This window comes from Komagataeibacter sp. FNDCR2 (assembly GCF_021295395.1).
Classification (GTDB): domain Bacteria; phylum Pseudomonadota; class Alphaproteobacteria; order Acetobacterales; family Acetobacteraceae; genus Komagataeibacter.
Map to the genome: position 1 here is coordinate 85,257 of NZ_JAIWOU010000002.1, position 20,940 is coordinate 106,196.

The 20,940-nt window shown below is 61.8% G+C and carries 27 protein-coding genes and 1 pseudogene; 21 read left to right on the top strand and 7 right to left on the bottom strand.

What is annotated here, in order from left to right; translation table 11 throughout:
• The first annotated feature begins 249 nt into the window (after nt 1-249).
• The 11 genes and pseudogenes from LDL28_RS14590 to LDL28_RS14640 all read left to right on the top strand — a co-directional run bounded on the left by LDL28_RS14590 (nt 250) and on the right by LDL28_RS14640 (nt 8,121).
• Nucleotides 250-1,206 (top strand): DUF3991 domain-containing protein, encoded by a 957-nt coding sequence (locus LDL28_RS14590; RefSeq protein ID WP_233059403.1) that lies wholly within the window; start codon nt 250-252, stop codon nt 1,204-1,206.
• A gap of 11 nt (nt 1,207-1,217) precedes the next feature.
• Nucleotides 1,218-1,901, top strand: a complete 684-nt coding sequence (locus LDL28_RS14595) for a hypothetical protein (RefSeq protein WP_233059404.1) — start codon at nt 1,218-1,220, stop codon at nt 1,899-1,901.
• Nucleotides 1,902-1,905: 4 nt separating this feature from the next.
• Nucleotides 1,906-2,760, top strand: a pseudogene (locus LDL28_RS15750) (ATP-dependent helicase); the annotation flags it as partial.
• Nucleotides 2,761-2,781: 21 nt separating this feature from the next.
• Complete coding sequence (locus LDL28_RS14605) at nt 2,782-3,900, top strand: ATP-dependent helicase (RefSeq protein ID WP_370636408.1); 1,119 nt, start codon at nt 2,782-2,784, stop codon at nt 3,898-3,900.
• 14 nt (nt 3,901-3,914) lie between these two features.
• Nucleotides 3,915-4,106, top strand: a complete 192-nt coding sequence (locus tag LDL28_RS14610; RefSeq protein ID WP_233059407.1) for a hypothetical protein — start codon at nt 3,915-3,917, stop codon at nt 4,104-4,106.
• 75 nt (nt 4,107-4,181) lie between these two features.
• A complete protein-coding gene (locus tag LDL28_RS14615) occupies nt 4,182-4,862 on the top strand; it encodes an HD-GYP domain-containing protein (RefSeq protein ID WP_233059408.1) in 681 nt (226 codons plus the stop codon).
• Nucleotides 4,855-6,180: a DUF1173 family protein gene (locus tag LDL28_RS14620; RefSeq protein ID WP_233059409.1), complete on the top strand. Its 1,326-nt coding sequence runs from the start codon at nt 4,855-4,857 to the stop codon at nt 6,178-6,180. The genes LDL28_RS14615 and LDL28_RS14620 overlap by 8 nt, the downstream gene beginning before the upstream one ends.
• 119 nt (nt 6,181-6,299) lie before the next feature.
• A complete protein-coding gene (locus LDL28_RS14625) occupies nt 6,300-6,836 on the top strand; it encodes a hypothetical protein (protein ID WP_233059410.1) in 537 nt (178 codons plus the stop codon).
• The gene (locus LDL28_RS14630; protein ID WP_233059411.1) at nt 6,829-7,386 is read left to right on the top strand and encodes a transcriptional regulator; all 558 of its coding nucleotides are present in this window, start codon (nt 6,829-6,831) and stop codon (nt 7,384-7,386) included. The genes LDL28_RS14625 and LDL28_RS14630 overlap by 8 nt, the downstream gene beginning before the upstream one ends.
• Nucleotides 7,379-7,657 (top strand): GapR family DNA-binding domain-containing protein, encoded by a 279-nt coding sequence (locus tag LDL28_RS14635; protein WP_233059412.1) that lies wholly within the window; start codon nt 7,379-7,381, stop codon nt 7,655-7,657. Before LDL28_RS14630 ends, LDL28_RS14635 begins: the two co-directional genes overlap by 8 nt.
• 26 nt (nt 7,658-7,683) lie before the next feature.
• A complete protein-coding gene (locus tag LDL28_RS14640) occupies nt 7,684-8,121 on the top strand; it encodes a hypothetical protein (protein ID WP_233059413.1) in 438 nt (145 codons plus the stop codon).
• Between the two features lie 118 nt (nt 8,122-8,239).
• Here the strand turns inward: LDL28_RS14640 and LDL28_RS14645 are convergent, their stop codons facing one another.
• Both LDL28_RS14645 and LDL28_RS14650 read right to left on the bottom strand, forming a co-directional pair.
• Nucleotides 8,240-8,650: a type II toxin-antitoxin system VapC family toxin gene (locus LDL28_RS14645; RefSeq protein WP_233059414.1), complete on the bottom strand. Its 411-nt coding sequence runs from the start codon at nt 8,648-8,650 to the stop codon at nt 8,240-8,242.
• Nucleotides 8,647-8,919, bottom strand: coding sequence for an antitoxin (locus tag LDL28_RS14650; RefSeq protein ID WP_233059439.1), 273 nt, complete (start codon nt 8,917-8,919; stop codon nt 8,647-8,649). The genes LDL28_RS14645 and LDL28_RS14650 overlap by 4 nt, the downstream gene beginning before the upstream one ends.
• A gap of 442 nt (nt 8,920-9,361) precedes the next feature.
• Between LDL28_RS14650 and LDL28_RS14655 the strand changes: the two genes are divergently transcribed.
• The gene (locus LDL28_RS14655; RefSeq protein ID WP_233059415.1) at nt 9,362-10,312 is read left to right on the top strand and encodes an ArdC family protein; all 951 of its coding nucleotides are present in this window, start codon (nt 9,362-9,364) and stop codon (nt 10,310-10,312) included.
• Here the strand turns inward: LDL28_RS14655 and LDL28_RS14660 are convergent.
• Entirely contained in the window at nt 10,285-10,635 is a 351-nt protein-coding gene (locus LDL28_RS14660) for a hypothetical protein (RefSeq protein ID WP_233059416.1), read from the bottom strand. The two genes, LDL28_RS14655 and LDL28_RS14660, sit on opposite strands and share 28 nt — an antisense overlap.
• A gap of 1,395 nt (nt 10,636-12,030) precedes the next feature.
• Here LDL28_RS14660 and LDL28_RS14665 point away from each other — a divergent pair.
• Genes LDL28_RS14665 through LDL28_RS15640 form a run of 4 tightly spaced genes read left to right on the top strand, consistent with a single transcriptional unit; the run spans nt 12,031 to nt 13,338 of the window.
• Nucleotides 12,031-12,687, top strand: a complete 657-nt coding sequence (locus LDL28_RS14665) for a hypothetical protein (protein WP_233059417.1) — start codon at nt 12,031-12,033, stop codon at nt 12,685-12,687.
• A 56-nt stretch (nt 12,688-12,743) separates the two neighbouring features.
• Nucleotides 12,744-13,052 (top strand): hypothetical protein, encoded by a 309-nt coding sequence (locus tag LDL28_RS14670; RefSeq protein WP_233059418.1) that lies wholly within the window; start codon nt 12,744-12,746, stop codon nt 13,050-13,052.
• Nucleotides 13,045-13,167, top strand: coding sequence for a hypothetical protein (locus LDL28_RS15635; RefSeq protein WP_255663284.1), 123 nt, complete (start codon nt 13,045-13,047; stop codon nt 13,165-13,167). Before LDL28_RS14670 ends, LDL28_RS15635 begins: the two co-directional genes overlap by 8 nt.
• Before the next feature lie 48 nt (nt 13,168-13,215).
• Nucleotides 13,216-13,338, top strand: coding sequence for a hypothetical protein (locus tag LDL28_RS15640; protein ID WP_255663285.1), 123 nt, complete (start codon nt 13,216-13,218; stop codon nt 13,336-13,338).
• Nucleotides 13,339-13,616: 278 nt separating this feature from the next.
• Here LDL28_RS15640 and LDL28_RS14675 read toward each other — a convergent pair whose 3' ends face one another.
• Entirely contained in the window at nt 13,617-14,021 is a 405-nt protein-coding gene (locus LDL28_RS14675; RefSeq protein WP_148707838.1) for a hypothetical protein, read from the bottom strand.
• An 836-nt stretch (nt 14,022-14,857) separates the two neighbouring features.
• On the opposite strand from LDL28_RS14675, the gene LDL28_RS14680 reads away from it, so the two are divergent.
• Complete coding sequence (locus LDL28_RS14680) at nt 14,858-15,271, top strand: hypothetical protein (protein ID WP_233059419.1); 414 nt, start codon at nt 14,858-14,860, stop codon at nt 15,269-15,271.
• A gap of 53 nt (nt 15,272-15,324) precedes the next feature.
• The gene (gene ssb / locus LDL28_RS14685) at nt 15,325-15,819 is read left to right on the top strand and encodes a single-stranded DNA-binding protein (RefSeq protein ID WP_233059420.1); all 495 of its coding nucleotides are present in this window, start codon (nt 15,325-15,327) and stop codon (nt 15,817-15,819) included.
• A gap of 193 nt (nt 15,820-16,012) precedes the next feature.
• On the opposite strand, the gene LDL28_RS14690 is transcribed toward ssb, so the two are convergent.
• From LDL28_RS14690 to LDL28_RS14700, 3 genes are all read right to left on the bottom strand, one after another.
• Nucleotides 16,013-16,657, bottom strand: a complete 645-nt coding sequence (locus LDL28_RS14690) for a hypothetical protein (protein WP_233059421.1) — start codon at nt 16,655-16,657, stop codon at nt 16,013-16,015.
• Entirely contained in the window at nt 16,654-17,433 is a 780-nt protein-coding gene (locus LDL28_RS14695) for a hypothetical protein (protein ID WP_233059422.1), read from the bottom strand. The genes LDL28_RS14690 and LDL28_RS14695 overlap by 4 nt, the downstream gene beginning before the upstream one ends.
• A gap of 83 nt (nt 17,434-17,516) precedes the next feature.
• Entirely contained in the window at nt 17,517-18,380 is an 864-nt protein-coding gene (locus tag LDL28_RS14700) for a hypothetical protein (protein WP_233059423.1), read from the bottom strand.
• 322 nt (nt 18,381-18,702) lie between these two features.
• Between LDL28_RS14700 and LDL28_RS14705 the strand changes: the two genes are divergently transcribed.
• The 3 genes from LDL28_RS14705 (at nt 18,703) to LDL28_RS14715 (ending at nt 20,916) form a co-directional block, all read left to right on the top strand.
• Nucleotides 18,703-18,945 carry a hypothetical protein gene (locus LDL28_RS14705; protein ID WP_233059424.1) on the top strand — a complete coding sequence of 81 codons (243 nt, stop codon included), beginning with the start codon at nt 18,703-18,705 and terminating at the stop codon, nt 18,943-18,945.
• Nucleotides 18,935-19,282 (top strand): type II toxin-antitoxin system PemK/MazF family toxin, encoded by a 348-nt coding sequence (locus tag LDL28_RS14710; protein WP_233059425.1) that lies wholly within the window; start codon nt 18,935-18,937, stop codon nt 19,280-19,282. Before LDL28_RS14705 ends, LDL28_RS14710 begins: the two co-directional genes overlap by 11 nt.
• A 71-nt stretch (nt 19,283-19,353) precedes the next feature.
• Nucleotides 19,354-20,916, top strand: a complete 1,563-nt coding sequence (locus LDL28_RS14715) for a hypothetical protein (protein ID WP_233059426.1) — start codon at nt 19,354-19,356, stop codon at nt 20,914-20,916.
• Nucleotides 20,917-20,940 lie beyond the last annotated feature (24 nt).

Here is a 20,940-nt window from a genome sequence, read left to right on the forward strand (position 1 = left end):
ACTACCGTCACCGTCTCCGGGCGCTCGCCGCCCCGGAACCCCGGCAGGATATGGTCTAGTAAAACGTCACGTTCATGCGGCATACGCAATGTATTTGTGCGTGGTGTCCATATATTTATTCTGACTTTATTTCGCTCTGTCGGGCATTTACTGTTGCACTGGTTCAGGTATTGATGTAGTAATAGTCATGTAAAGGGGATGCGATATGTGTCCTGCTCCCGTTGTCTCCGGTAAAAAGGATTGGCTCTCATGAAATACCAGCGTTTCCGGCTCTCCGATGAGGACCGTAGCAAGATCATCTCCGGTGTTTCATGTGCGACCCTTCTCGAACGCGGCGGCTATCGTCTCGACAAGGCAAAGAGCACACGTAAATGCCTCAAGTATCGCGATGGCGCGAACAATATCATCGTCAACCATGAGGGCCGGGGCTGGTGGCATGCGAACGGGGATGAGAAAGGCGACGTGTTCGCACTCATGCGTCACCTCCACCCTGAAATGGCGTGGCGCGATGTCTGTCTTGAACTGGGGCGTCTCATCGGCGTGGAGCCGGAAGGGGCCGTCTATGTCCGCTCCCGCCCCGCCGCCACGGATACCCGCCGGCCCGCGGAGCGTTGGGCGCAGAAAAAGCTCCTTCGTCGCGGTGGGAAGGTCTGGAACTACCTTGTCCGCGAGCGTTGCCTCCCCGAAGATGTTGTCCGGCGTGCGGCCATGAAGGGTTGCATCCGTGATGGCTATCATGCCGCCTGGTTCGCCCATACCGACGCGGACGGAAATGTCTGCGGGGTCGAGTTGCGTGGTCCCGAGACGCATATGTGTCTGGGCGGCTCAGTGAAAACCCTGTTCCGTTTCCAGCCCGGCAGCGCGGCGCAGGTCCGTCGGCTGGTGGTCTGCGAGGCCGCCATAGATGCGCTCTCCTTTGCGGCCCTTGACCCGGTGCGGACCCCCGACACCATGTACTGCTCCACCGGGGGCGCCATGGGGCCGGAAACCGTGGCGGCGCTCCGGGCGCATCTGGCCGACATGCGGCAGGTTCCCGACGCGGTCCTGATTGTCGGCACCGACGATGATGACGCTGGCGATGACTTCGCCGATACACTCTACGGACTGGCGGAAGACGCTGATGTGGCGTTTGACCGCCGCCTGCCGCCCGACCGTTCCAAGGATTTCAACAGCACACTCCAGAACATGGCCGCAAGGGCGGCCTGAAGGATATAGACATGACCAGTTCCGACAAGGACCGTGTGGCCTACGAACTCTCCCTGCTGACCAATCTGGGTGAAGAAGTCGATACCCTCCTTGAGGCGTTCTTCCGACATCCGGACGCGCCGCGTTATCTTGCGCGGACCCCGCGCCTCGGCAATGACATTCCCTGGGTGCTTGTCGCCTGCGATGGCGACGTTTCAAACGCGACCGGGCTGGTTGTCGCCGGGACATGGGACGGGAAGGGCTGGGATCTCGACGGCGGCTTCACCCTGTTCACCTGTGGTGGCGAAGCCAGGGGCGAGTTTCTGGAGGTAGCCGGATGGGCTGGACGGATACGCCGTCTGGGGACCGTGCCGGGCGCCGGCCCCCTGCGTCCGGACCTGATCGCGCTTCAGGGTGAGCTTGCCGAGGCAACATTCCATTGGGCGCGCAGGGCCGGGCTTGTCCGGGAATGGGCGGCAGGCGCCAGCGTCAGGGGAGACGGTTCCTTTCCCCAGACATTTGTCGAAATGCGCTTTGGGCCGGACTGTTACCGGGGGCTCGTCATCGCGGGTGACAGGGATCGCAATGACCGCTGGGATTATGACGGGGTGGTGACACTCCTCCTGCCTGGTGGCGCCACGGTGGACCTGGACGCGGCGCAGGCGGATATGGTGGAGGAGCTGGTCGATGGCGGGCATGCAGACCTTTCCCGGTGAAGGCATGCTGGCTGGGCTGACGCCACCACAGCGACAGGCTGCCAGGCAGGAAGGTGCGGTTGTCGTGCTTGCGGGCGCGGGAACCGGCAAGACACGCACGCTGGTCGCGGGTGTTGTCGACCGTATCGCGCGGCGGGGTATTCCACCCTCCCGGATCCTTGCCGTCACCTTTACGAACCGCGCTGCAGAGGAAATGCGTAGCCGCATCGCGGATGCCGTTGGCGCGGACCGGGCTCCCGGATGGATCGGCACCTTTCATGCCCACGGGCGTCGCCAGTTGCGGACGGACCCGGATATCGCCCTGCTGCGCGAGGGGTTCGGCATAGCGGATGCCGAAGATAGCCGGCGTATCGTGCGCAGGCTCCTGCAGGCCGCGATGGCGGATGGTGCGTTCGAGGAGGAAAATGGCGAGATATTCAGGCAGCGTGTGAAATCCGTCACCACGCGCATCGCCCTGTTCAAGGATGATCTGGTCCTGCCGCAACAGGCGGCTGGTGTTGTTGAGTAGCTGGTGCGGCGCTACGCGGGCGATACGCCTGAGGACGTCATGGCATGGCATCTGGCGGCGGCCCTCTATCCGGCCTATCAGGCAGCCCTGCGCGAAGCGAATATGGCTGATTTCGGTGATCTCCTGCTGTGGCCGACGGTTACGATGCAACGCGACGAGGCCTATCGGCGGGACTGGGGACGCCGTTTCGACGCCATTCTCGCTGACGAGTTCCAGGACGTGAACCGCCTCCAGTATCAGTGGCTCAGGTTGCTCAGCCAGGATCATGGCGAAATCTTTTCGGTAGGCGATGATGCACAGTCGATTTATGGCTGGCGTGGGGCCAATGTGGCGTATATTCGCAATTTCCTGAACGATTTTCCCGGTGGCGCGATGATCGCGCTGGAACAGAATTTCCGTTCCACGGGACATATCCTTTCGGCTGCGAATGCCGTGATCGCCCTTGATTCCGGTCGCCTCGAAAAGACCCTGTTTACGGCGAGCGGTCCAGGTGAGCCGATCGAGGTCGTGGAATTCAGTGGGGGCCTTGAGGAGGCGCAGGGTATCGCATCTGAAATCGGTCGTCGCCTGCTCGAAGGCGTGGCGCCCGACGACATCGCAATCCTCTACCGGTTCAATTTCATGTCGCGCCTGCTCGAAGAACAGCTTCTGAAGGCGAGAATTCCCTACGAGCTGGTCAATGACACGGCCTTCTGGCAGCGTGGGGTCATCAGGGATGCGCTGGCCCTGCTCAGGCTGGCCTCATGTCCGGATGACCTGCAGAGTGATGAAGCATTCAGGCGCGTGATCAACCAGCCTGCCCGGGGTGTTGGTGCGAAAACGCTGGCGAAGATCGAGGCGGTGGCAGAACAGGAGTATATTTCCCTGTTTGACGCGGCGGAGCGGATGTTTGCATCCGCCACCGGGAAGTCCTCCGGACGGGTGCGGGCGTTCGTGGCTACCATCCGCGAGATCAGCGCCGTGGACAACGCGCCGCTGGCGGAGCGCATCCGTGAGCTTCTCGACAGGACAGGTTACGCGGACATGTACCGCGCGGCGGGAGAGGATGGGCGCGCGGCATTGGAAAACCTTGAGGAACTGGTTGGTCTTGCAACTGAGTTCAGCACGCTCGGGGATCTGTTCGACCATGCCGCCCTTGGCTCTGTGTCTGGGGCGGCATCCGGTGAAGGCCGGGTCAGGCTCATGACGATCCATGCCGCCAAGGGGCTGGAATATGGCCATGTGTTCCTGATGGGTTGGGAAGACCGGCTGTTTCCATCGGCGTCCAACCCGGATGCTGATGAGGAACGCAGGCTGGCTTATGTCGCACTCACCCGCGGGCGGCGACGTGTGGCGATCACCTGGTGTGCATGGCGCGGTGGCCGCTGTGCGGACCCATCGGTATTCCTCTCCGAAATCCCGCCCGCCGCGCTGTGTCACGGCTGGCTTCGGAAACACCGGAAAGGATCATCCGCCACCCGAACCGGCCATCCGGCGCCGTATATAAGATGAAGGAGGATCAGACCATGTCTGCAACCGACACCCGAAAAACGCAGTCCAGCGTGAAGGTCCTGCGTACGCCCGGACATGCCTGGGCCCACCAGTGCGAGACCTGTGGTGAAGGCGCACCTTTTGGCTGCACCGACCGCCACGCTGTCCTGCACTGGTTCTGTTCGCAGCATCGCGAGGAAGGCGAGCGCCGCGTCCGGAACGGATGATACACGGCCTCAGGATTACGGCAGAAATCGCGGCCGCTCGCCCGGACCCACAAACGGGCGGCGGATACTGCTGCTATGGAAAGATATTCTCACGATACGCATGAAGCATATGTGGGCGGATCGCCGACATATGCCTACGCAAAGCTTCGAGGTCTCGCGTTGGTCGCGGGGCGGGAACTCGAGGGGCATGGCGATCGGGTGGCCGCCATCGCGCCGATCGTATTCGATGCGGCCGGGTTGCCCGGTCGCTTCCGGGATCTGCTCCTGACCGGCGCACGGATTCACGACATTGGCAAACGGCTGATACCGCCGGCCATCCTGTATGCGCCACGGCGGCTGACGGTGGCCGAATGGGCCATCATGACCCGGCATCCCGAACTGGGGATCGCGGTCATGCGCGAACACGTCACATATATTCCCCGTATCATCCGCGATTGCGTGCTCCTCCACCATGAGCGGTGGGATGGTACCGGTTATCCCAGAGGCCTGTCCGGCCCGGCCATCCCCGTCATGGCGCGTATCGTCGCCATTGCCGATTTTATCGACGCGCTGGCCTCACAGCGCAGCTACAAGCCTCCCGTGCCCATGGAGGTCGTGCGTTCGATCCTCCTGCGCGAGCGCGGCAGGATGTTCGATCCCTACCTGACCGACAGGGCGCTCCGCCATTACGACAGGATTGTTGCAGCATGGCTTGGCATGATGGCCGCTGTCCCGGTTCCTGTTCCCGGTCCAGGCATGGAGGTGCCCCATGTCTGACTGGATCACGTTTGGAAATGGACGAAAGGGACGCCGAAGCTGGGATACGGATCAGGAAAAGGTCCAGCACTGGCAGCGCCTTCTGGCGGAAGCGCATGGCGCCGATACACGGCCGCATTGCGATTGCGTCCATGATGGTCGCCACCTTGAACTCGTGGTACGGCGCGGCGAACGGCTCCAGGGCGACAGGGTGGTGGAAGCCTATCATGTTGCACGCTTTCCGGGGCAGGGCGCCCTGCATCAGGTCACCTGCCCGTTCCACGAGACGGACGCCCGCCGTAACGGACGCGGCGGCTACGAGGAAGGTGTTGTCCGGGAAATGGCAAATGGGGACCTGCGGGTCGCGTTGCGCCGTGGCCTGCGGATCCGCGACGGGGCGGTTGCGCCCCCGGCAACGGCTTGGGCGGCCGGGGATCCCCGGCATGGCGCAGGTGGCCCACCACGACAGGCACGCATGACGGAGTTGGGACTCTTGCACCTGCTGTGGGAACGGGCGGGTCTCAACACGTGGCGTCCGGATATCGGCCGACGTCGCAGATGGTGGACAGGCGTAAGACAGGCGCTGGCTGGTGCAGCCAATGGCGTCCTCACCGGGCGCGGCCAGCATCTGGGAGACCGCCTCGCCATGGTTGGCTACGGAGACCATGATGGCGTGGCGCTTTTGCGCCGGACAGCACGAGAATGTGCGGATACATGGCGCATCCTGTTGCTGGGTGTGGTTGATTCCGTAAGCCTGCGCAGGGGGCGGCAGGATACCGATTTTGTCTCGGTCGGTTTTGATGGCGCCGCGGGGTACGACCTGCGTGTCTCCATGCCTCGCGACTGGAGCGCGCGCCTGGCGCGTCGTTTCCCGATGGCCATGGCGGCACTGAGCTGTCCGCGCGGGGAGCGCCCGATCCGGGTGGTTGGGCTTGTCACGGCGAGTGTACGGATCGGGCGTGATGGTGAACACGTGAGGATCGCGGCCTGGGCAGATGACATGGCGCTGATGGAGGTCGAACCGGACACGCTTGTGCCGGTGGCGAGCCATCCTGAACTGACCATCGCCACGGCGCTGGTTCGCGGACGCCGGGCATTCATAAAGCCTCTGCGCTATGACGCGCACCGCGATGTGGTCCATCCCGATTTTGTGCTTACCGACACGGCGGACAGGCGGGGAGCGCCCATGGAAGTCTTTGGCCGCGATGACGAAGCCTACGCGGCCCGACGCGAAGAGAAGGCCCGCTATTACAATGCGGTTTATGGGCGGGATCACTGGTGGTGCTGGAACGCGGTAGCCGCACCCCGGGCCATTCCCCCGTTCCCACCAGCCGCATAGATCCGGCGGCGCGTCCGGCTTCATCATGAAGGCAGGGACCGCACGCCCGTTCTGGCGGGTGCTGTCCGGACCCACAACCGGGCGCGTCATACTTTCGGCAGACAGATCTGGAGGAAAGAATGGCGCGACGTTCGCTGCGCCGGCCGGTGCCGGTGCCTTATGCACGCATGAACGAGAAAGACCGGGAGCTGGCGCGAGGGATGATACTCGCCCATGTCCGTAACGCCCTGGTCGCGGGACCCCATGCGGTCCTTGAACTGAGGAAAGGATTGCCGGTCGAGGCTCTGGGTGCCTTCCCGATCGTTCTCGACGAGATGGTGGAGGCCGGGGAAATCGCATCCATGGGACACAGCGTGTATGCCCGTGTGCCCTGGATGCCCGCCACGCGGAAGGTTGTGGCCTCCCCGGTCAAGGACATGGTGTTCGCCGCCCTGTCGGAGCTGGCCCGTGAAGGCAGCCTGCCTGAGGAACTGGCTGAAAATCTGGTCCTGCCCCTCAAGACTGTCCAGCGCGCGCTCGTGGACCTGGAAGGCGAGGGGATGATTCACGAGAGCCGCATACCGGGCCGGTACCGCCCCGTGAGCCGCCGGATGGCCTCCCATGTGCGGCGTGGCGCCGCAGGGCGCGTATTTGCTGACGTGCTGTCCCATGCCTGAGATGCAGGGGGCAGGTATTGCCTGCATACGGCCGTTCCTGCCGGATGTCTCCTCACCCGGAGCCGGGTTGGTCATCCGGTCGGATGGCCGGATCAGGGCGGGCGCCCTGATCCGCGCATGTCTGGACGATATCGGCTGGCCGCTTCGCCAGGCCGCGCGCCGGTCGGGATTCAGCCGGAACCGTGTCGGGGAGTTTGCGGCGGGCGAACCCGTCAATCCAGAGTTCGTCGAATGGCTGTGTGCGTTGCGTGCCGTCCACAAGCGGTTTCCTTCGCCGCTGGCCCGGTCGATCGTGGTGGCGGGCAATCGCCCGCCGTACCGCAGGCATGAAGTTTTCCGGGCGATTACGATTATCGGCTGGTCTTTCCGCTTTCTGGCTCAGGGGATGGGAGAACACCGCACCGCGCTCCTGCGTCACCTTGATCGGGGTGGTGCTCTTGAGCCGCGGTCGTCGCGCTGGCTTGAACAGCTTGAAACCGGGCATGAGACCTATCCCCGGCCGGAATATCGAAATTGTGCAATGCGAATGGGAGGTTTTTCCGATGTTTGATGAGGGTGATGCAGGCACTGATACGTCAGCCGCAACCGTTGGCGGAATTGCCGCCGACCGGCTGCGCAGTATCATCGAGCGCGTGGAACGCCTGGAGGAAGAGCGCAAGGCTCTGGCTGCCGACATAAAGGACATTTTCACCGAAGCGAAGTCCGCTGGCTTCGACGTCAGGACCATTCGCCACATCATTCGGATCCGCAGGCAGGATCCAGCAGCGGTCGAAGAGCTGGAATCGCTTCTCGACATTTACCGTCGGGCGCTTGGCATGTGAGGAACGGCTCTGATGAAAAAATGGCTATGCCGGGCCCTCGGGGTTTCGCTGACCAGCAGGCGTTATGCGCGATGAAGTGCGATACGCACCTGCGGATAGCCGTCCGGTTTCACCGCTTTGAAGACAGCGCCTCCCGCGTCAGTCCGGCACTGCCGGACAGGCGCGGCATGCAGGTGGCGGCCCTGTGTTGCCTGCTGGCTAGCGACGCATTCGATGGCTTTTCCGTTGTCGATCAGCTGGGAGAGGGCATTCTCCCGAGCGTCCATGCTTCGTTTGTCGCCATGACATGGCCACTGCTGTTGCTGACCGTCGTGATTTCCCTTGCGACGGGAGGATGGGCTGCACGGGAACTGCGGGGCATATCTTCAGATATGCCCCTTCTGGGATCAGCGCGGCATTTCCTGCGCTTTGGGGTCTTTGGGACCGCTGCGTTGGGGTGTCTCGTGGCCCATGTCATGATTTGATGGAGCTGCCTAAAACAGCCTGTTGGAAGCCGATGTGGCTGCTATCGACGAGAAAACCTAAGTAGACAGACGGCAGTTGCCATCTTCCCGGACGCTTAGGTAAGAGTTTGGCCTTTCGTCATACCAAATCCTCCAGCCAGTTTTCGATCTTAAGCCCTCTGATTCGGCTAAATTCGCGTACGTTGTTCGTTACCAATGTGACTTTGAGAGTGTAAGCGTGGGCCGCGATCAGCAAATCATTCATGCCGATTGTTTGCCCTGCTGCTTCGAGTTCGGCGCGGATGCCGCCGTATTCGCCATCGACCGGAATATCGAGTGGCAATATCGGTACAAAAGCCAGCACGCTTTCAACGCGAGCTAAGAGTTTTGCAGAGCCTTTTTTTGCGCATCCATATCGTAGTTCCGCCGCTACGATAATGCTGGTGCACAGGTCACCCGGATCGAGATGTTCGATGCGTCGTGCCGCAGATCCGGATGGATTGCGGACCAGATCGCTGATGATGTTGGTATCAAGAAGGTAGGCGCTCACAGGATATCTTCCGGTCTGGCGGCTACATCATGGATGTCGGGAAAATCGTCGTCAGGAGCTAACGGCGCCTCTTCGCGCCAAGCAGCAAGGAGTTCGTTCAGTGTAGAAGGTGCCTTGACGGGCTCAAGAACCAGCTTTTCACCGTCGCGACGGATCAGCACTCGGTCTCCAGGTAGCTCAAATTCCACCGGAATGCGCACTGCCTGACTGCGATTATTCCGGAAGAGTTTTACCTCCCGTGGGCGCGGATTGATTTCAGGGATTGGCACGGCTGGCTCCTCCATGTATATCCCTAATTGTATATGCCGCGCAATGAGAAATCAAGGTTTTTAGTGGCCACAACTGACGGGCCTCTTGTTGGGTCAAGCAGCAGTCCACCGGGTTGCCAGATAGGCGCCGACGATACCACGAACCGCCACTCCGAAGATGCGTAATCCCGTCTCCGTCTCGGCATCAAACTGTCGGAGAGCGGGGCCTGTCATGCGCAGGAATACATCACAGGCGTAGAAGAAAATTCATGAAAGAACGGAAAGGAGCCGTCACGGAGCAGCCGACACGCCTGTCTGGAGGCGCCGTCGATCGCAGCAACCAGGCTGCGCCTGGTCCTTCGCGTTGCTCCGGTGCTGCGCATGCAACGATCGCCTCTATCGCCTCCCTCCATCTGCGCATCGGCCGCCCCGTGGCGGCAGCGCTTCAGGAGGAAAAAGGAAAATGGCGCGCACATCCAGAAAGGCTGGCGAAGACAGGCAGGACATCTACACCGAAGTAACGGAACGGATCATCCGTGAAGTGGAGGGCGGCGTGATCCCCTGGGTGCGTCCATGGAAAGATGGTGTCGGGCAGGATGGCCTGCCGGTCAACGCCGCATCAGGTCGGCGCTACTCGGGCATCAACCTGCTTCTGCTCTGGATGTCGGCTTCCGGGCATGGCTACTCCACATCCCGCTGGCTGACCTACCGGCAGGCCGCCGAAGTTGGCGGGCAGGTGCGGCGCGGCGAGCGGGGCACCATGGTCGTGTATGCCGCGACCTACACGCCACGCGATGAAGTCGAAAGGAGTAATGAAAGCGGAGAGGAGCCGCGTAGCATACCGTTCCTGAAGCGTTTCGTGGTATTCAATGTCGATCAGATCGACGGGCTTTCCGACCGTATGCGACACGGGGAGCAGGTCGCTGACGCGCCCGGCATCGCGCGGAACGGTGACCTCGACCGCTTTGTCGCCGCTACCGGGGCGGATATGCGCTTTGGTGGGAGTGAAGCCTACTATTCGCGTTCGGGGGATTATATCCAGATGCCCCCGCCAGAGGCGTTCGGCTCGGCTCAGGACCTGTTTACCGTCCAGGCGCATGAACTGGCCCACTGGGCAGGCGCGGCCCATCGACTGAACCGCGAGTTCGGCGCACGTTTCGGGGATACCGCCTACATGCGGGAGGAACTGGTGGCCGAGATCGCCGCAGCCCAGCTCTCCGCTGTCATGGGCGTGCCGCCCGTCCTGCGCCACGCCGCATATGTCCAGCACTGGCTTTCGCTTCTTCGCGAAGACCGGCATGCAATATTCAACGCAGCGCGCCATGCCAGTGCTGCCGTTGACTTCCTGCTCAACCGGGCACGGGCAAACGAGGACGCTGGTTGCGTTCAGCCGGATATGCCTGTCGCGGCCTGATCGCGCCGAAGAAGCTGGTAGGTGGCCACGGCGAACGCCGTGCCCAGCGCCAGCGCATGGATGATCGTATCGAGGCGGATCAGCTTGCCCTCGGCCGCCTCGAAAAGCGCAAGGCCCGTATGGCTCTGAAGCCAGTAGGTCATCGGTAGCAGAATATCCGCGCGCAGGGCGACGCCCCGTATCACGAAATCAGCCGCTACCCCGCACAGTCCGAACAGCACCACCAGGCATGCAAGATACGCGGCGACACCCCGCCATAGCGCCCCAAGAACATGGTAGAGCGCGCGGAAAATAGGGCGACGGGTGGAGGAAGGGACCGGCATTGCGTGCTCCGGAAAACAGGGGGAGGGGTTCCTCATACTAAGCCCCGTTTTCTCAAAAGTACATGGCTCCGCCTGTTGAAACACGCGGCTGCATCGTCACCCGTCGACGCGGACCGCTCGTCCGCACCCACAACCTGCACGCTTATCCTGACGCTCAGAGGGAAGGTCATGCCGCCCCTCCCTCACACGTTAAGGAGAAAATCGTGCACTGTACCAATGCATGGCTTGAGAGTATGGTTAAAGAGAGAGTCGACCGACTTCCGGTCGAGTACCGGTGTTTCATTAGGGGCGACCGGAAATATCGTGGGTGCAGCCGCGGTGAATATCTCATGCTTCGCATCGTCAGTGTATCGCTTGGCATCGCGTTTACCCTGCTGCTTCTCTCAATATTCGCTACCGCTCTTTTCCCTGGCCAGATGCGGTGTTCACGTTTCCAACCGTTTCCAGCTCCGCGCCCATGTTTTATGAAATCGCACGTGAAGCTTCATGCTGGGGATTCCATGCGTCCTCCCTGGCAACGGTCTATCTGAGTTGCTTGATGATTGCCCAGTATGATGTTGACCGCGCGGCATATGGACTGCGTGGGTGATAATCCGTGTCCGACTGGCTATGCGTCACAAGGGCTGCCTGTTTTCCGATCGTGAAAGCAGTAATTACGGGTGGCCCTTCGGGTTCGGTCGCCAAGCTTCTCCAGACGGCTGCGCCGCCAGGAGAAGTCCAGCCCCCTGCGGGGTCTGTCCGCGTTCGCGCTAATGCTCCCCCACATCCTTGTTCACGATCGGCATGAAGTCGAAAAATGGCTCGGGGAGCGGGACGGCTCCTCAACCTCCCTGTCACGCCTGCGGCGCGCCAGGGAGGCCCGTTACGGGGATTACGGCCGCGCATCCAGCTTCAGTGTGACAGTGTCCCGGCCAGGGCGCCAAGACGGCCTTCGGCCCCGCTGCGCGGCTCCGCGACCCTCCCTGCGCCTTGGCCGTCCTGCGTGTGTCGCAGGGCGTTGCCCCGCGCCCCCCGCAGGCCGACCGGCTTGCTCGGGCCGCTCCGGTCCTGACCCCCTGTCCGCGCCACCGTCTTGCCCGGGGGCAGGATGTGGCTCAGAAAAACGCCTCCATCCCCTCCACTACCGTCACCGTCTCCGGGCGCTCGCCGCCCCGGAACCCCGGCAGGATATGGTCTAGTAAAACCGTCAGTTTGACTTTCATTTCAACCGAAAAAACACACAATAACGCAAATAAAAGCGGCCCTTATTGGCGGTTTTCTGCCGTTTTATGCTTGCATTACTTGGGTATCCGTACTAAGTTTTTCTTGTCGGGAGGGATTGGCCCTCCCGGCCCAAGCGCCCCGGCAGGTGCGGTAACACCCGCCGGGACTGCGCCAGAAATGAAGGTCAATTTCATGTCCGACGTTGCAAACACCATCGCTCACAACGCTTCCGCTGGCAAGGCGTCCCCCGCCGAGGCCCGCCGTGCGAACGAAGCCCGCGCCCGCGCAAAGGGCTATGCCGCCCCGTCTCTGGCGGACGTACAGAACCTTGCGCCCAATGACGACCAGATGGCGAAGATCACCAGCTCTTTCGGCATTGAGGCCGGGGACGCCGACGAACTCACCGGTCTGGGTAGCAATATGATCCGCGATCAGTACACCACACTGGAGCCGATTCTTGTTACCATGTATCGCGGGGAGCCGAATTATCAGGGGCTTAAAATCCATCTTGACCGGGTGGTTGACGGCCTTGTGCGCTCCGCTTATGGCGCGGCGGAGTTCTACGAAAAGCGCCGCCAGATCGCGCGGGACGCCGTGAACGCCTTTACTAACGAACACCGCGACGAAGACCGCATGGGTATTGACGGCGGCGCGAACCGGGTGGACGGCCTGCGCGAAATCGCGGCGCAGCACGCCGCAAAATCCTACTCTCTCGCCTGCGTGGCCGCCGGGGCATGTGCCGCATACGAGGAACTGATGGGGCAGGCATGGCAGCCCTACGTGGCAAATAACAGCCGCAGCGTGTCGGAACAGGCGGCGGCGCTCAGGAATGACGCCCTCGGCTTCTGATCCAGCCAGCCGGGCCATATGGCCCGGCACCCCTTCCGTGCCAAAATGGACACAAAATGCCAGATACCCACGCCACCGCCCGCCGCATCCTGCGCGCGCTTCTCCCCCCGCCCCAGACCCCGAAACACAGGAAAGACAGACTCAAGGCCCTTGCCGGAGCTTTCCAGACATTGGCCCTCGGGGCGGTGGGCGTGGGTTTCCTCACGCCCATGATTACGGATTACACCGCGTTAAACCGTTCTCATGTGTTGGCGGCCTGTCTCCTGTCCCTGATCTTTGAGGGCATTTCTTTGACTCTTCTGGCGTATATCCCATATGATTCCGGGAATGATGCTGTCTCGTCGAAAGGAGACAACAATGGATAATTTCACGCTCAGCACCCTCGGCATCGTGGTGCCTTTCGCCGTCTTTACGCTTCTTTTCGGTCTGGCTCTGGGGCCGATTGCAAACCGGCTTGCAAAATGGCGGCAGTCGCTCTGACGTCTCCGGTTTAAGTTTCATCTTCCGAAGGGGCTGAGAACGGCAACAATGGATAATTTCACCATTAACATGATTGGCATTGTGGTGCCGTTTCTGGCGCTGACCTGCCTGTTTGCCGCCGTACTTGGTCCCATTGCGAACCGGCTGGCCCGACTGCGCAAATCCCTTTGATACTATATACCACACCAGAGGCGGCCCACAGGTCGCCTTTTCTGTTTGTGCCGCGCGTACGCCATGGTCCAGCGTCGGAAACGTCGCCCGCGCCGTCAAGTCGGCCTCCGGCCCCGCTCGCGCGGCTTCGCATCCCTCTCCACGCTCAGGCCGTCATGCGTATGGCGCAAGGCATCGCCTCGCCCCATACGCATGACGGCCTGGCTTGTTCAGGATGCTACGGACCTGACCGCGCGGGCGACGCCATAAAGGCATCAGGAAGAAAAATACGGATACATTCAGTCCCGGAGACTGCCCGGCAGGGTTGGCGGGTCCGGTGCTCGTCCATTCCATGCCGCCTTGAACCGCGCCCATTCCGCATGCCGTAGCCGATCGGTCTCTGCCGTCACAACCACGCTCCATTCTTCGCGCGCCGCACTATAACGCCAGCCCGCCCAGGTCATCTCGATCCGCCCGGAAACCGGAACTTCCTCACGGAAACGCAGCGCCAGACGCTGCGTCGCCATGCTTGACGCTGGCGCTGGCTTCAGCCACGCCAGAGAGCTCGCCATCGCCGGGTCGGGGTGCGGCCCGTCATGCATGTCCCCAATCTGTTCCGGCTGTTCCTGTATCCACTTCACCCGCATCTGTCGCTGGCTCCCCTGTCTCTGTCTGGTCGGTCCGCCGGGGACCGTTGCCTTCATCCTGGGAAAGGATTTCCCTGACAGGGACGTTCTAGCCAAAGCCGTTGTGGGTCCGGTTCGCAGCACCATGGGCATCATCCCCTCGGATGGCCGGACACGAAAGAAGGCGCGGGTGGCCCTTCGGGTTCGGTCGCCAAGCTTCTCCAGACGGCTGCGCCGCCAGGAGAAGTCCAGCCCCCTGCGGGGTCTGTCCGCGTTCGCGCTAATGCTCCCCCACATCCTTGTCCATGATCGGCATGAAGTCGAAAAATGGATCGGGGAGCGTGACGGCTCCTCAACCTCCCTGTCACGCCTGCGGCGCGCCAGGGAGGCCCGTTACGGGGATTACGGCCGCGCATCCAGCTTCAGTGTGACAGTGTCCCGGCCAGGGCGCCAAGACGGCCTTCGGCCCCGCTGCGCGGCTCCGCGACCCTCCCTGCGCCTTGGCCGTCCTGCGTGTGTCGCAGGGCGTTGCCCCGCGCCACCCGCAGGCCGACCGGCTTGTTCGGGCCGCTCCGGTCCTGACCCCCTGTCCGCGCCACCGTCATGCCCGGGGGCAGGATGTGGCTCAGAAAAACGCCTCCATCCCCTTCACTCCCGTCACCGTCTCCGGGCGCTCGCCGCCCCGGAACCCCGGCAGGATATGGTCTAGTAAAACCGACAGTTTGACTTTCATTTCAACCGAAAAAACATACAATAACGCAAATAAAAAACGGCCTTTATTGGCGGTTTTCTGCCGTTTTATGCTTGAGTTGCTTTGGTGTCCGTACTAAGTTTTTCTTGTCGGGAGGGATTGGCCCTTCCGGCTCAAGCGCCCCGGCGGGTGCAGCGAACACCACGCCGGGACTGCGCCAGAAATGAAGGTCAAGTTCATGTCCGACGTGGGAAAGACGATAGGCAATATTCCTCACCTCGCGCAAGGCGGGGCGGCGGAACCGGAAGACGCACATTATTCCGATCAGACGCTTGCCGCCCTGGTTAAATGCCATGGGTGGCGCTATCGGGATGCGAAGCAGCCACAAAACGGTGTTGAACGTCTGTTTGACGGCCTTGCCCATGACGGGATGGTGATACCCGATGGCGCGCGGTATCTGCTGGCCAATTATTCCGAAGACCCGGAAAGGCGCCGGTATATCGCCTTGTATGCCGGCAGGGAACTGCTCGGGGACTGGGACGGCCGGAATGGATCGCCAGCGGATATTGCCTCCCTGCTCAATGAACGGGCGGAGCACTACGTTCAGTTGGAGCGGGTCAGGCTGGAAGCTGCCTGAGTAATTCCTGAGATCACAAAGACTCTCCTTAATATTCATGAAGGAACAGACACATGGCAGGCAGCGTTAACAAGGTCATTCTGGTCGGAAACCTCGGCAAGGACCCCGAAGTCCGCAATACCCAGAGCGGAGCGAAGATCGTCTCGCTCACGCTGGCGACCAGCGACACATGGAATGACCGCGCATCGGGCGAACGCCGCGAGCGGACCGAATGGCACCGGGTGGTTATCTTCAACGAACGCATCGGTGACGTGGCCGAGCGCTTCCTGCGCAAGGGCCGCAAGGTCTATCTGGAAGGTGCGCTCCAGACCCGCAAATGGACCGACCAGGGGGGGCAGGACCGCTACACGACCGAAGTGGTGGTGGACCGCTTCCGTGGCGAGCTGGTGCTGCTGGACAGCAACCATGGCGGCGAGGATATGGGCGGTGGCTACGATACGCCAGCCCGCCAGCCGTCGCAGGGAGGGGCCCGCACCGCTGGAGCGGCGGCGGGTGGATGGGATGCGCCTGCGGGGGGAGACAATCTGGACGACGAAGTGCCCTTCTGACACCGCTCAACATGGTCCGGCGGCATGAGCCGCCTGGACGCTTTACGGCATCAGACCCTCTCTCCGGCCCGGCCATTCGGCCCGGCATCCCTCCCGTGCCGGAATGGACACAAAAAGCCCGCTCCGCACTCGCGCCCGAAGGTGGCAGGAAGGCCCCTCCCGCATGGCGCGGGAGGGCCGTGAGGAAGTAGCATCAGGACCGGGGCGTATCCACATTCAGCTCACACCATGTCCGATTGGTATTCGGGTCGATGTAGGTGTGGCTGGTGCAGTATCCGCCCCGCCTGAACTGCGGCCATGTCGCAGCCATCGTCAGGGCCGAGCCGAGAACCACCAGAATGACCCCGCCCATGACAAGCCGCGTATAGGCGTGCCATCGCGCTTCCCGGTAGAACTTGACCTCCTGTGTCGGGAGTTGCTCGCGTATCCTGTGGAACACCTGCGTTCGCAGGTCTTTGACGATGGCGTCAACCATCCGGCTGATTGTGATCGTCTGCTGCTTTTGCGCTATGGCTTCGTATTGCGCGATGCGGGCATGCGCCGCTTCGGTCGTGGCATTGAGTTTCGTTATTTCAGTCGCAGTCTGTTCCTGCACACGCGCCAATGTCCGGGTGCTGGCAGTCTGTATCTCATCCAGCTGCTGGCGCGCGCTGTCCAGTGCGCGCTCCATGGAAGCAGAAGCATGGACATTCCCGGCCCATTGCAGTTCCGCGAGGCGACGCAGGAGACCAAACCATTCCCACAGCGCCGATCCCGGCTCTATGCCTTCGCGGCGCGCCGCGACTTCCATCCGTTCAAGGGTTTGATGGAGGGCGTCTGCGTTCGAATCATTGGTCATGGCAACATTTCCTGCAGGCCCGCCACCTCAATATTCTGCCGGATGGTGCTGAGCCAGCGTGTCACCATGAACCGTTTGACGGGATCTATCGGCTTGCCGCCACTGCCGATCTTACCGGCCGCCGCGTCGTGATAGCTCAGACCGGTTTCCTTGACTGCGGCCATGCAGCCAAGTTTCGGAAATTCCAGCGTTTCAATGCCCGCCGTGAACAAGGGCTTCAATGATGGGTCTGCGGTGCGACTTTTTAGAATGTGCCGACCAGCATGTCCCGAGGGAACGGTCATTGCATTAAAAACCACTGCACCTTTCGTCGGGCGGAACTTTCCTGTCTCCCACAGCCGGGTGATGTAGGCGAGATCATCTGCGTCTCCACCGCAAAAGAACAGGCCACAGACTTCAAGACCGGCGCTCTCCGCAAAAGCGACCAGATCAATCTCGGCAGCCCACTGCTCCATTGTTCTGTCCCCGCCGCCGATATCGAGTACCAGAGGAAGCCGTTTCTCCGTGGCTGTACTGAAGACCATCGAAAACCATTCTGAAATTTCGTGTTCGTCTTCTGTTGCTGGACGGGGCAGGCCGTAGCGCGCGTAAAGCGGCGACGCAGATATGCCAGGGTTCCGCATGTCGCCATCTGCCATAAGAAAATTGCGCGATGCGCTGGCAGCGATTTCGCAGACGGCCGTAAGGAATGTCGAGCCGCCGAGATTCCCTCTTCCTGCTTTCACGATCAGGGGAACCGATGCTTTTTTTATAGTTTGTGTCGTCTCTTTGCTCATGACCTATCCGGGTACATTTGAGGGAGGCAGTAGCGCCGATCCCCAATGTGCCCCGGGCGTTTGTGGGTGCGAGCAGTTGCCGTCTATTGGGCGCGTCTGCCGACACTGGCACAGACTGTATAAAGCAGCTTGGCCGGAACCGATCTGTTCTGGCGAGGGATAGCGTCCAGCATCGGATAGACACTGCGGTACCACGCTTCGTCGGTCTCAAAAAATGAGCGGCGTGGCAGGCCCGGAAGCTGTTCCAGATCGAAGCCGCCATTAGGCAGCAACCCCGACGCATCAAGGGGCATCAGTGCCTCAAGCGGCAGATTGTCGGGCATGCCGGGAGGGCGTGGACCAACGTAAGGGGGAGGTAGCGGGATTTCCTTATCCTTCCCGTATCGGGGAGCCTGCCGGAGCATTGTCACTGTCGGCTTTACCTGCCCGAGCCGCGACTGGAGCGCCAGATCCTGATTGACGGGAGTTTCGGGCGGGGAAACCACTCCAGACGTGCCTGGTGGAGCGGGCTGGGACGGTAGTGGATCGTCGGGGAACAACACCGATGCAGCACGGGCACGGCGGGCTTCGAGCTGACGTTCCGCCACGCCCTCGGCAGCTTCGGCCATCTTTTCCCGGAGCGCCTGCAATTCAGCCTCTTTCCTGATGGCATCCCGCGCCTTTTCCTCGGCACGGACACTGGCCCGTTCCTTACGTGCCTCCATCCATTTCCCGACACGGTACCACGTCATCTTGGCGCACCTGACGGTAGGTGCGAGCCCCCGCGCATTGACCAGTCCGACGTCCGAAAACCAGCGGCACAGGGCCACCCAGTCAATGCGACGACCATCACGATGACGCAGGATTTCCGCGCGGTGACGCTCCATCCACGTCCGCAGCGATAGCGCCCCGGATGCTTCCTCAAGCACCGCCAATGCACCTTCAACACCGATGGTTGCCGCAGACATCCTGACCTCCCGACCGCACTGGAGCGCGCCTTATGGCGCTGCCAGAGGCATATCACGACCACACCACGATTACAACAAGACCACGTTTCGGCTACGCCACGACTACAGAAGGACTACAGAACGACTACAGAAAATTCTTAAGTCCATATACAAATGCAAACCTTTCGGTTTGCGCTTCGCGCGGATTACATCCGCCTACAGGCCGATGGCCTGTAGTCATCAGGGGATCGGGGTCATGTTCTCATGCGGTGCCGGGTCACGGCTTGAGTGTATTACATAAACGTACTACACAATGCGGACTGTCTCTGTATGGAGAAGAAGCATGACGAGCCCTCTGTCGATCCGTCTTGACGATCGCCTGCGTGATGACCTGGAGCGGGAAGCAAGTGCGCGCGGGGTTCCACTGAGCCGCCTGGTCCGCGAACTTCTGGAAGAAGGTGTCAGCCTCGCCCGGCGGGAGCGTATCCGTGCGGACGGCGCCCGTGTCGCCGCCTATGCCGCTGCGGCTCCCGAGGCACGCGCCCTGTTCGATGGGGCCAGTGGCGGACAGGGCCATGGGGAGTAAGGGATCGGCTTCCGCGCCCTATCGGGCCGGGGAAATCGTGCTGGCGGGGCGGGGCGGGGATAAACCGGCGGTCGTGGTGGAGGATGACCTGTTCCCGCCCGAATGGCCCAACGTGATCCTGGTGCCGCTGACCGATAACGAAAATCTGGTTGTGCCGGACCTCTCGGTCCGTATCGAACCGACCGCCATGAACGGTCTTGCGTCGGTCTGCTGGGCAGCCAGTGCGATGGTGGCCACGACGCCGAAGCGGCACCTGACGCGCACCGATCGCGGCATCCGCCCTGAACAGCTTGCCCTGGTCCGCCGCCAGATCGCGCTGGTGGTAGGGGCGGGTTGATTTCCGGATGGGATATCCGCGCCCACAACAGGTGCGCGGATACTCTGTTCCGTGATGGGAGATTTTAATCCATGAGAGTCATGTTCTGGCGGTGGCGCGGCGCCCTGAAACAGCTCTGGTTCAGTGATTCCGACGAGGCAAACCGGCGGAAATACGAGTGCGGAAGCTGGCGTGTCATATACGCGCCCGCCATGCTGGCCATGACGGTCATCTATCTGGTTGTGGAAATCGCGTTCAATGCCCGGTTGCTTGACTTCGCGCTGGGCTCGCCTTCTCCTGACGAGGTTCACTCCGTAGAACGGATGGGACGCTACCTCTCGGGAGTGGCGGCGGCATTGTGGCTGTGGGGCAGCGTGCTTTTGCCACGGCTCTATATTTGCGGACGGTATCTGAGGGTTTCTATCGGGGAAGCCGTCATCATCCTGGCCATGAGCGGTGTATTGACGGTGGCGAACGTGTACATGGGTGAGGCGTTCCTGTTCCGGAAATGTGTGGATGCGACGGCCCCTGCGCAACGCATCTCCGCCCTTGCATACGAGACCCTGTCACATGGTCTGCCTGCCGGTGCGCCGCTGCCTGATGACATGGCCCGTTTCGGCGCCGGGCGGAGTCAGGACGCTGAACGCGGACTGCTTGCCGCCTACCCGGTCGTGGCATGGATGGGTGGGTTTCCCCACGCCAGCCCGGACATGCCCGATCGGGGCGTCATCCGGAATGCGCTAGCGCGTGGGATGGGCTCGCCCGAGCAGTTCTATCATGGGGGCTACTGGCAAAGCCGGGAGCGGGTCATATCCGCTTATGATCGCTACCGGCAGATGGTCGCACGTTATCAGGACGGACTACGCACAATCCCCGCGCAGCAGGACCAGGCGTGGTCCGAGTATGTCGTCGAGTTGCAGATCAGGCATTATACGCCCGGATCCGTTCCACGGTTTTTCTGGCCGGTCGTCGCAAGGCGTGTGCGGCAGCGCGATATTCCGGTTGCCCCAAACTGGCGCCCTGATGACCGGCAGGCATTTGATGCCGCGGTGGCGACCCATGTGCGTGAGCTGGCGCTGAAGGATTTCCGGACGGCCACGCGAGACGGTTTTGGGGAAGCTCTCTCTCCCGACCTGGATGAAGCAGCCTTTGTCGCCACGGCAGCGGTGCAGGATCTCTGGCGCCAGTCCCTTGAAGCCCCGGCACATCTTGTCCTTTCCGCTGACATGCCACCCGCCCAGTTCGAGGATCGGGTCTGGCGTCCGCTGCTGGACGCCCGGGTAGAGGCATATTCCTCGCTGTTTCATGAACCGGCCCTGCGCAGTGGCAACACGGCGTTCCAGCATGATGCCCGGCCCGCGACGGAACTGCTGATCGCCGTCGCCTTTGCGCTGGCGTTTTCAACCCTCGGCATGATCGTCCATTCATGGAAGGTCCTGTACTATGGGTCATTGTGCTGCATGCGGGCGGTTCCATTCCGTCGGAGCCTGATCGGACTCATGGTCTTTGCAGGGCTGGCTGCGGCCTATGTCCACGAAGCGCCGAAGGTGGACGGGCTGGAAGGCGTTCTGGCGTCGATCAGTCGCCCCGTCTGGGTGATGAACGGCGTTCTCTATCCGTTGGGCAATAGCATACGCCAGATTCTGCCGGGCTAACGATCCGACCGCGCATGCGGCGGC

Excerpts from the sequence above, each read along its gene's own strand:
- LDL28_RS14590 (WP_233059403.1), top strand. The coding sequence starts at position 250 with ATGAAATACCAGCGTTTCCGGCTCTCCGATGAGGACCGTAGCAAGATC.
- LDL28_RS14595 (WP_233059404.1), top strand. The coding sequence starts at position 1,218 with ATGACCAGTTCCGACAAGGACCGTGTGGCCTACGAACTCTCCCTGCTG.
- LDL28_RS14605 (WP_370636408.1), top strand. The coding sequence starts at position 2,782 with ATGATCGCGCTGGAACAGAATTTCCGTTCCACGGGACATATCCTTTCG.
- LDL28_RS14610 (WP_233059407.1), top strand. The coding sequence starts at position 3,915 with ATGTCTGCAACCGACACCCGAAAAACGCAGTCCAGCGTGAAGGTCCTG.
- LDL28_RS14615 (WP_233059408.1), top strand. The coding sequence starts at position 4,182 with ATGGAAAGATATTCTCACGATACGCATGAAGCATATGTGGGCGGATCG.
- LDL28_RS14620 (WP_233059409.1), top strand. The coding sequence starts at position 4,855 with ATGTCTGACTGGATCACGTTTGGAAATGGACGAAAGGGACGCCGAAGC.
- LDL28_RS14625 (WP_233059410.1), top strand. The coding sequence starts at position 6,300 with ATGGCGCGACGTTCGCTGCGCCGGCCGGTGCCGGTGCCTTATGCACGC.
- LDL28_RS14630 (WP_233059411.1), top strand. The coding sequence starts at position 6,829 with ATGCCTGAGATGCAGGGGGCAGGTATTGCCTGCATACGGCCGTTCCTG.
- LDL28_RS14635 (WP_233059412.1), top strand. The coding sequence starts at position 7,379 with ATGTTTGATGAGGGTGATGCAGGCACTGATACGTCAGCCGCAACCGTT.
- LDL28_RS14640 (WP_233059413.1), top strand. The coding sequence starts at position 7,684 with ATGCCGGGCCCTCGGGGTTTCGCTGACCAGCAGGCGTTATGCGCGATG.
- LDL28_RS14655 (WP_233059415.1), top strand. The coding sequence starts at position 9,362 with ATGGCGCGCACATCCAGAAAGGCTGGCGAAGACAGGCAGGACATCTAC.
- LDL28_RS14660 (WP_233059416.1), bottom strand. The coding sequence starts at position 10,635 with ATGCCGGTCCCTTCCTCCACCCGTCGCCCTATTTTCCGCGCGCTCTAC.
- LDL28_RS14665 (WP_233059417.1), top strand. The coding sequence starts at position 12,031 with ATGTCCGACGTTGCAAACACCATCGCTCACAACGCTTCCGCTGGCAAG.
- LDL28_RS14670 (WP_233059418.1), top strand. The coding sequence starts at position 12,744 with ATGCCAGATACCCACGCCACCGCCCGCCGCATCCTGCGCGCGCTTCTC.
- LDL28_RS15635 (WP_255663284.1), top strand. The coding sequence starts at position 13,045 with ATGGATAATTTCACGCTCAGCACCCTCGGCATCGTGGTGCCTTTCGCC.
- LDL28_RS15640 (WP_255663285.1), top strand. The coding sequence starts at position 13,216 with ATGGATAATTTCACCATTAACATGATTGGCATTGTGGTGCCGTTTCTG.
- LDL28_RS14675 (WP_148707838.1), bottom strand. The coding sequence starts at position 14,021 with ATGAAGGCAACGGTCCCCGGCGGACCGACCAGACAGAGACAGGGGAGC.
- LDL28_RS14680 (WP_233059419.1), top strand. The coding sequence starts at position 14,858 with ATGAAGGTCAAGTTCATGTCCGACGTGGGAAAGACGATAGGCAATATT.
- ssb (WP_233059420.1), top strand. The coding sequence starts at position 15,325 with ATGGCAGGCAGCGTTAACAAGGTCATTCTGGTCGGAAACCTCGGCAAG.
- LDL28_RS14690 (WP_233059421.1), bottom strand. The coding sequence starts at position 16,657 with ATGACCAATGATTCGAACGCAGACGCCCTCCATCAAACCCTTGAACGG.
- LDL28_RS14695 (WP_233059422.1), bottom strand. The coding sequence starts at position 17,433 with ATGAGCAAAGAGACGACACAAACTATAAAAAAAGCATCGGTTCCCCTG.
- LDL28_RS14700 (WP_233059423.1), bottom strand. The coding sequence starts at position 18,380 with ATGTCTGCGGCAACCATCGGTGTTGAAGGTGCATTGGCGGTGCTTGAG.
- LDL28_RS14705 (WP_233059424.1), top strand. The coding sequence starts at position 18,703 with ATGACGAGCCCTCTGTCGATCCGTCTTGACGATCGCCTGCGTGATGAC.
- LDL28_RS14710 (WP_233059425.1), top strand. The coding sequence starts at position 18,935 with ATGGGGAGTAAGGGATCGGCTTCCGCGCCCTATCGGGCCGGGGAAATC.
- LDL28_RS14715 (WP_233059426.1), top strand. The coding sequence starts at position 19,354 with ATGAGAGTCATGTTCTGGCGGTGGCGCGGCGCCCTGAAACAGCTCTGG.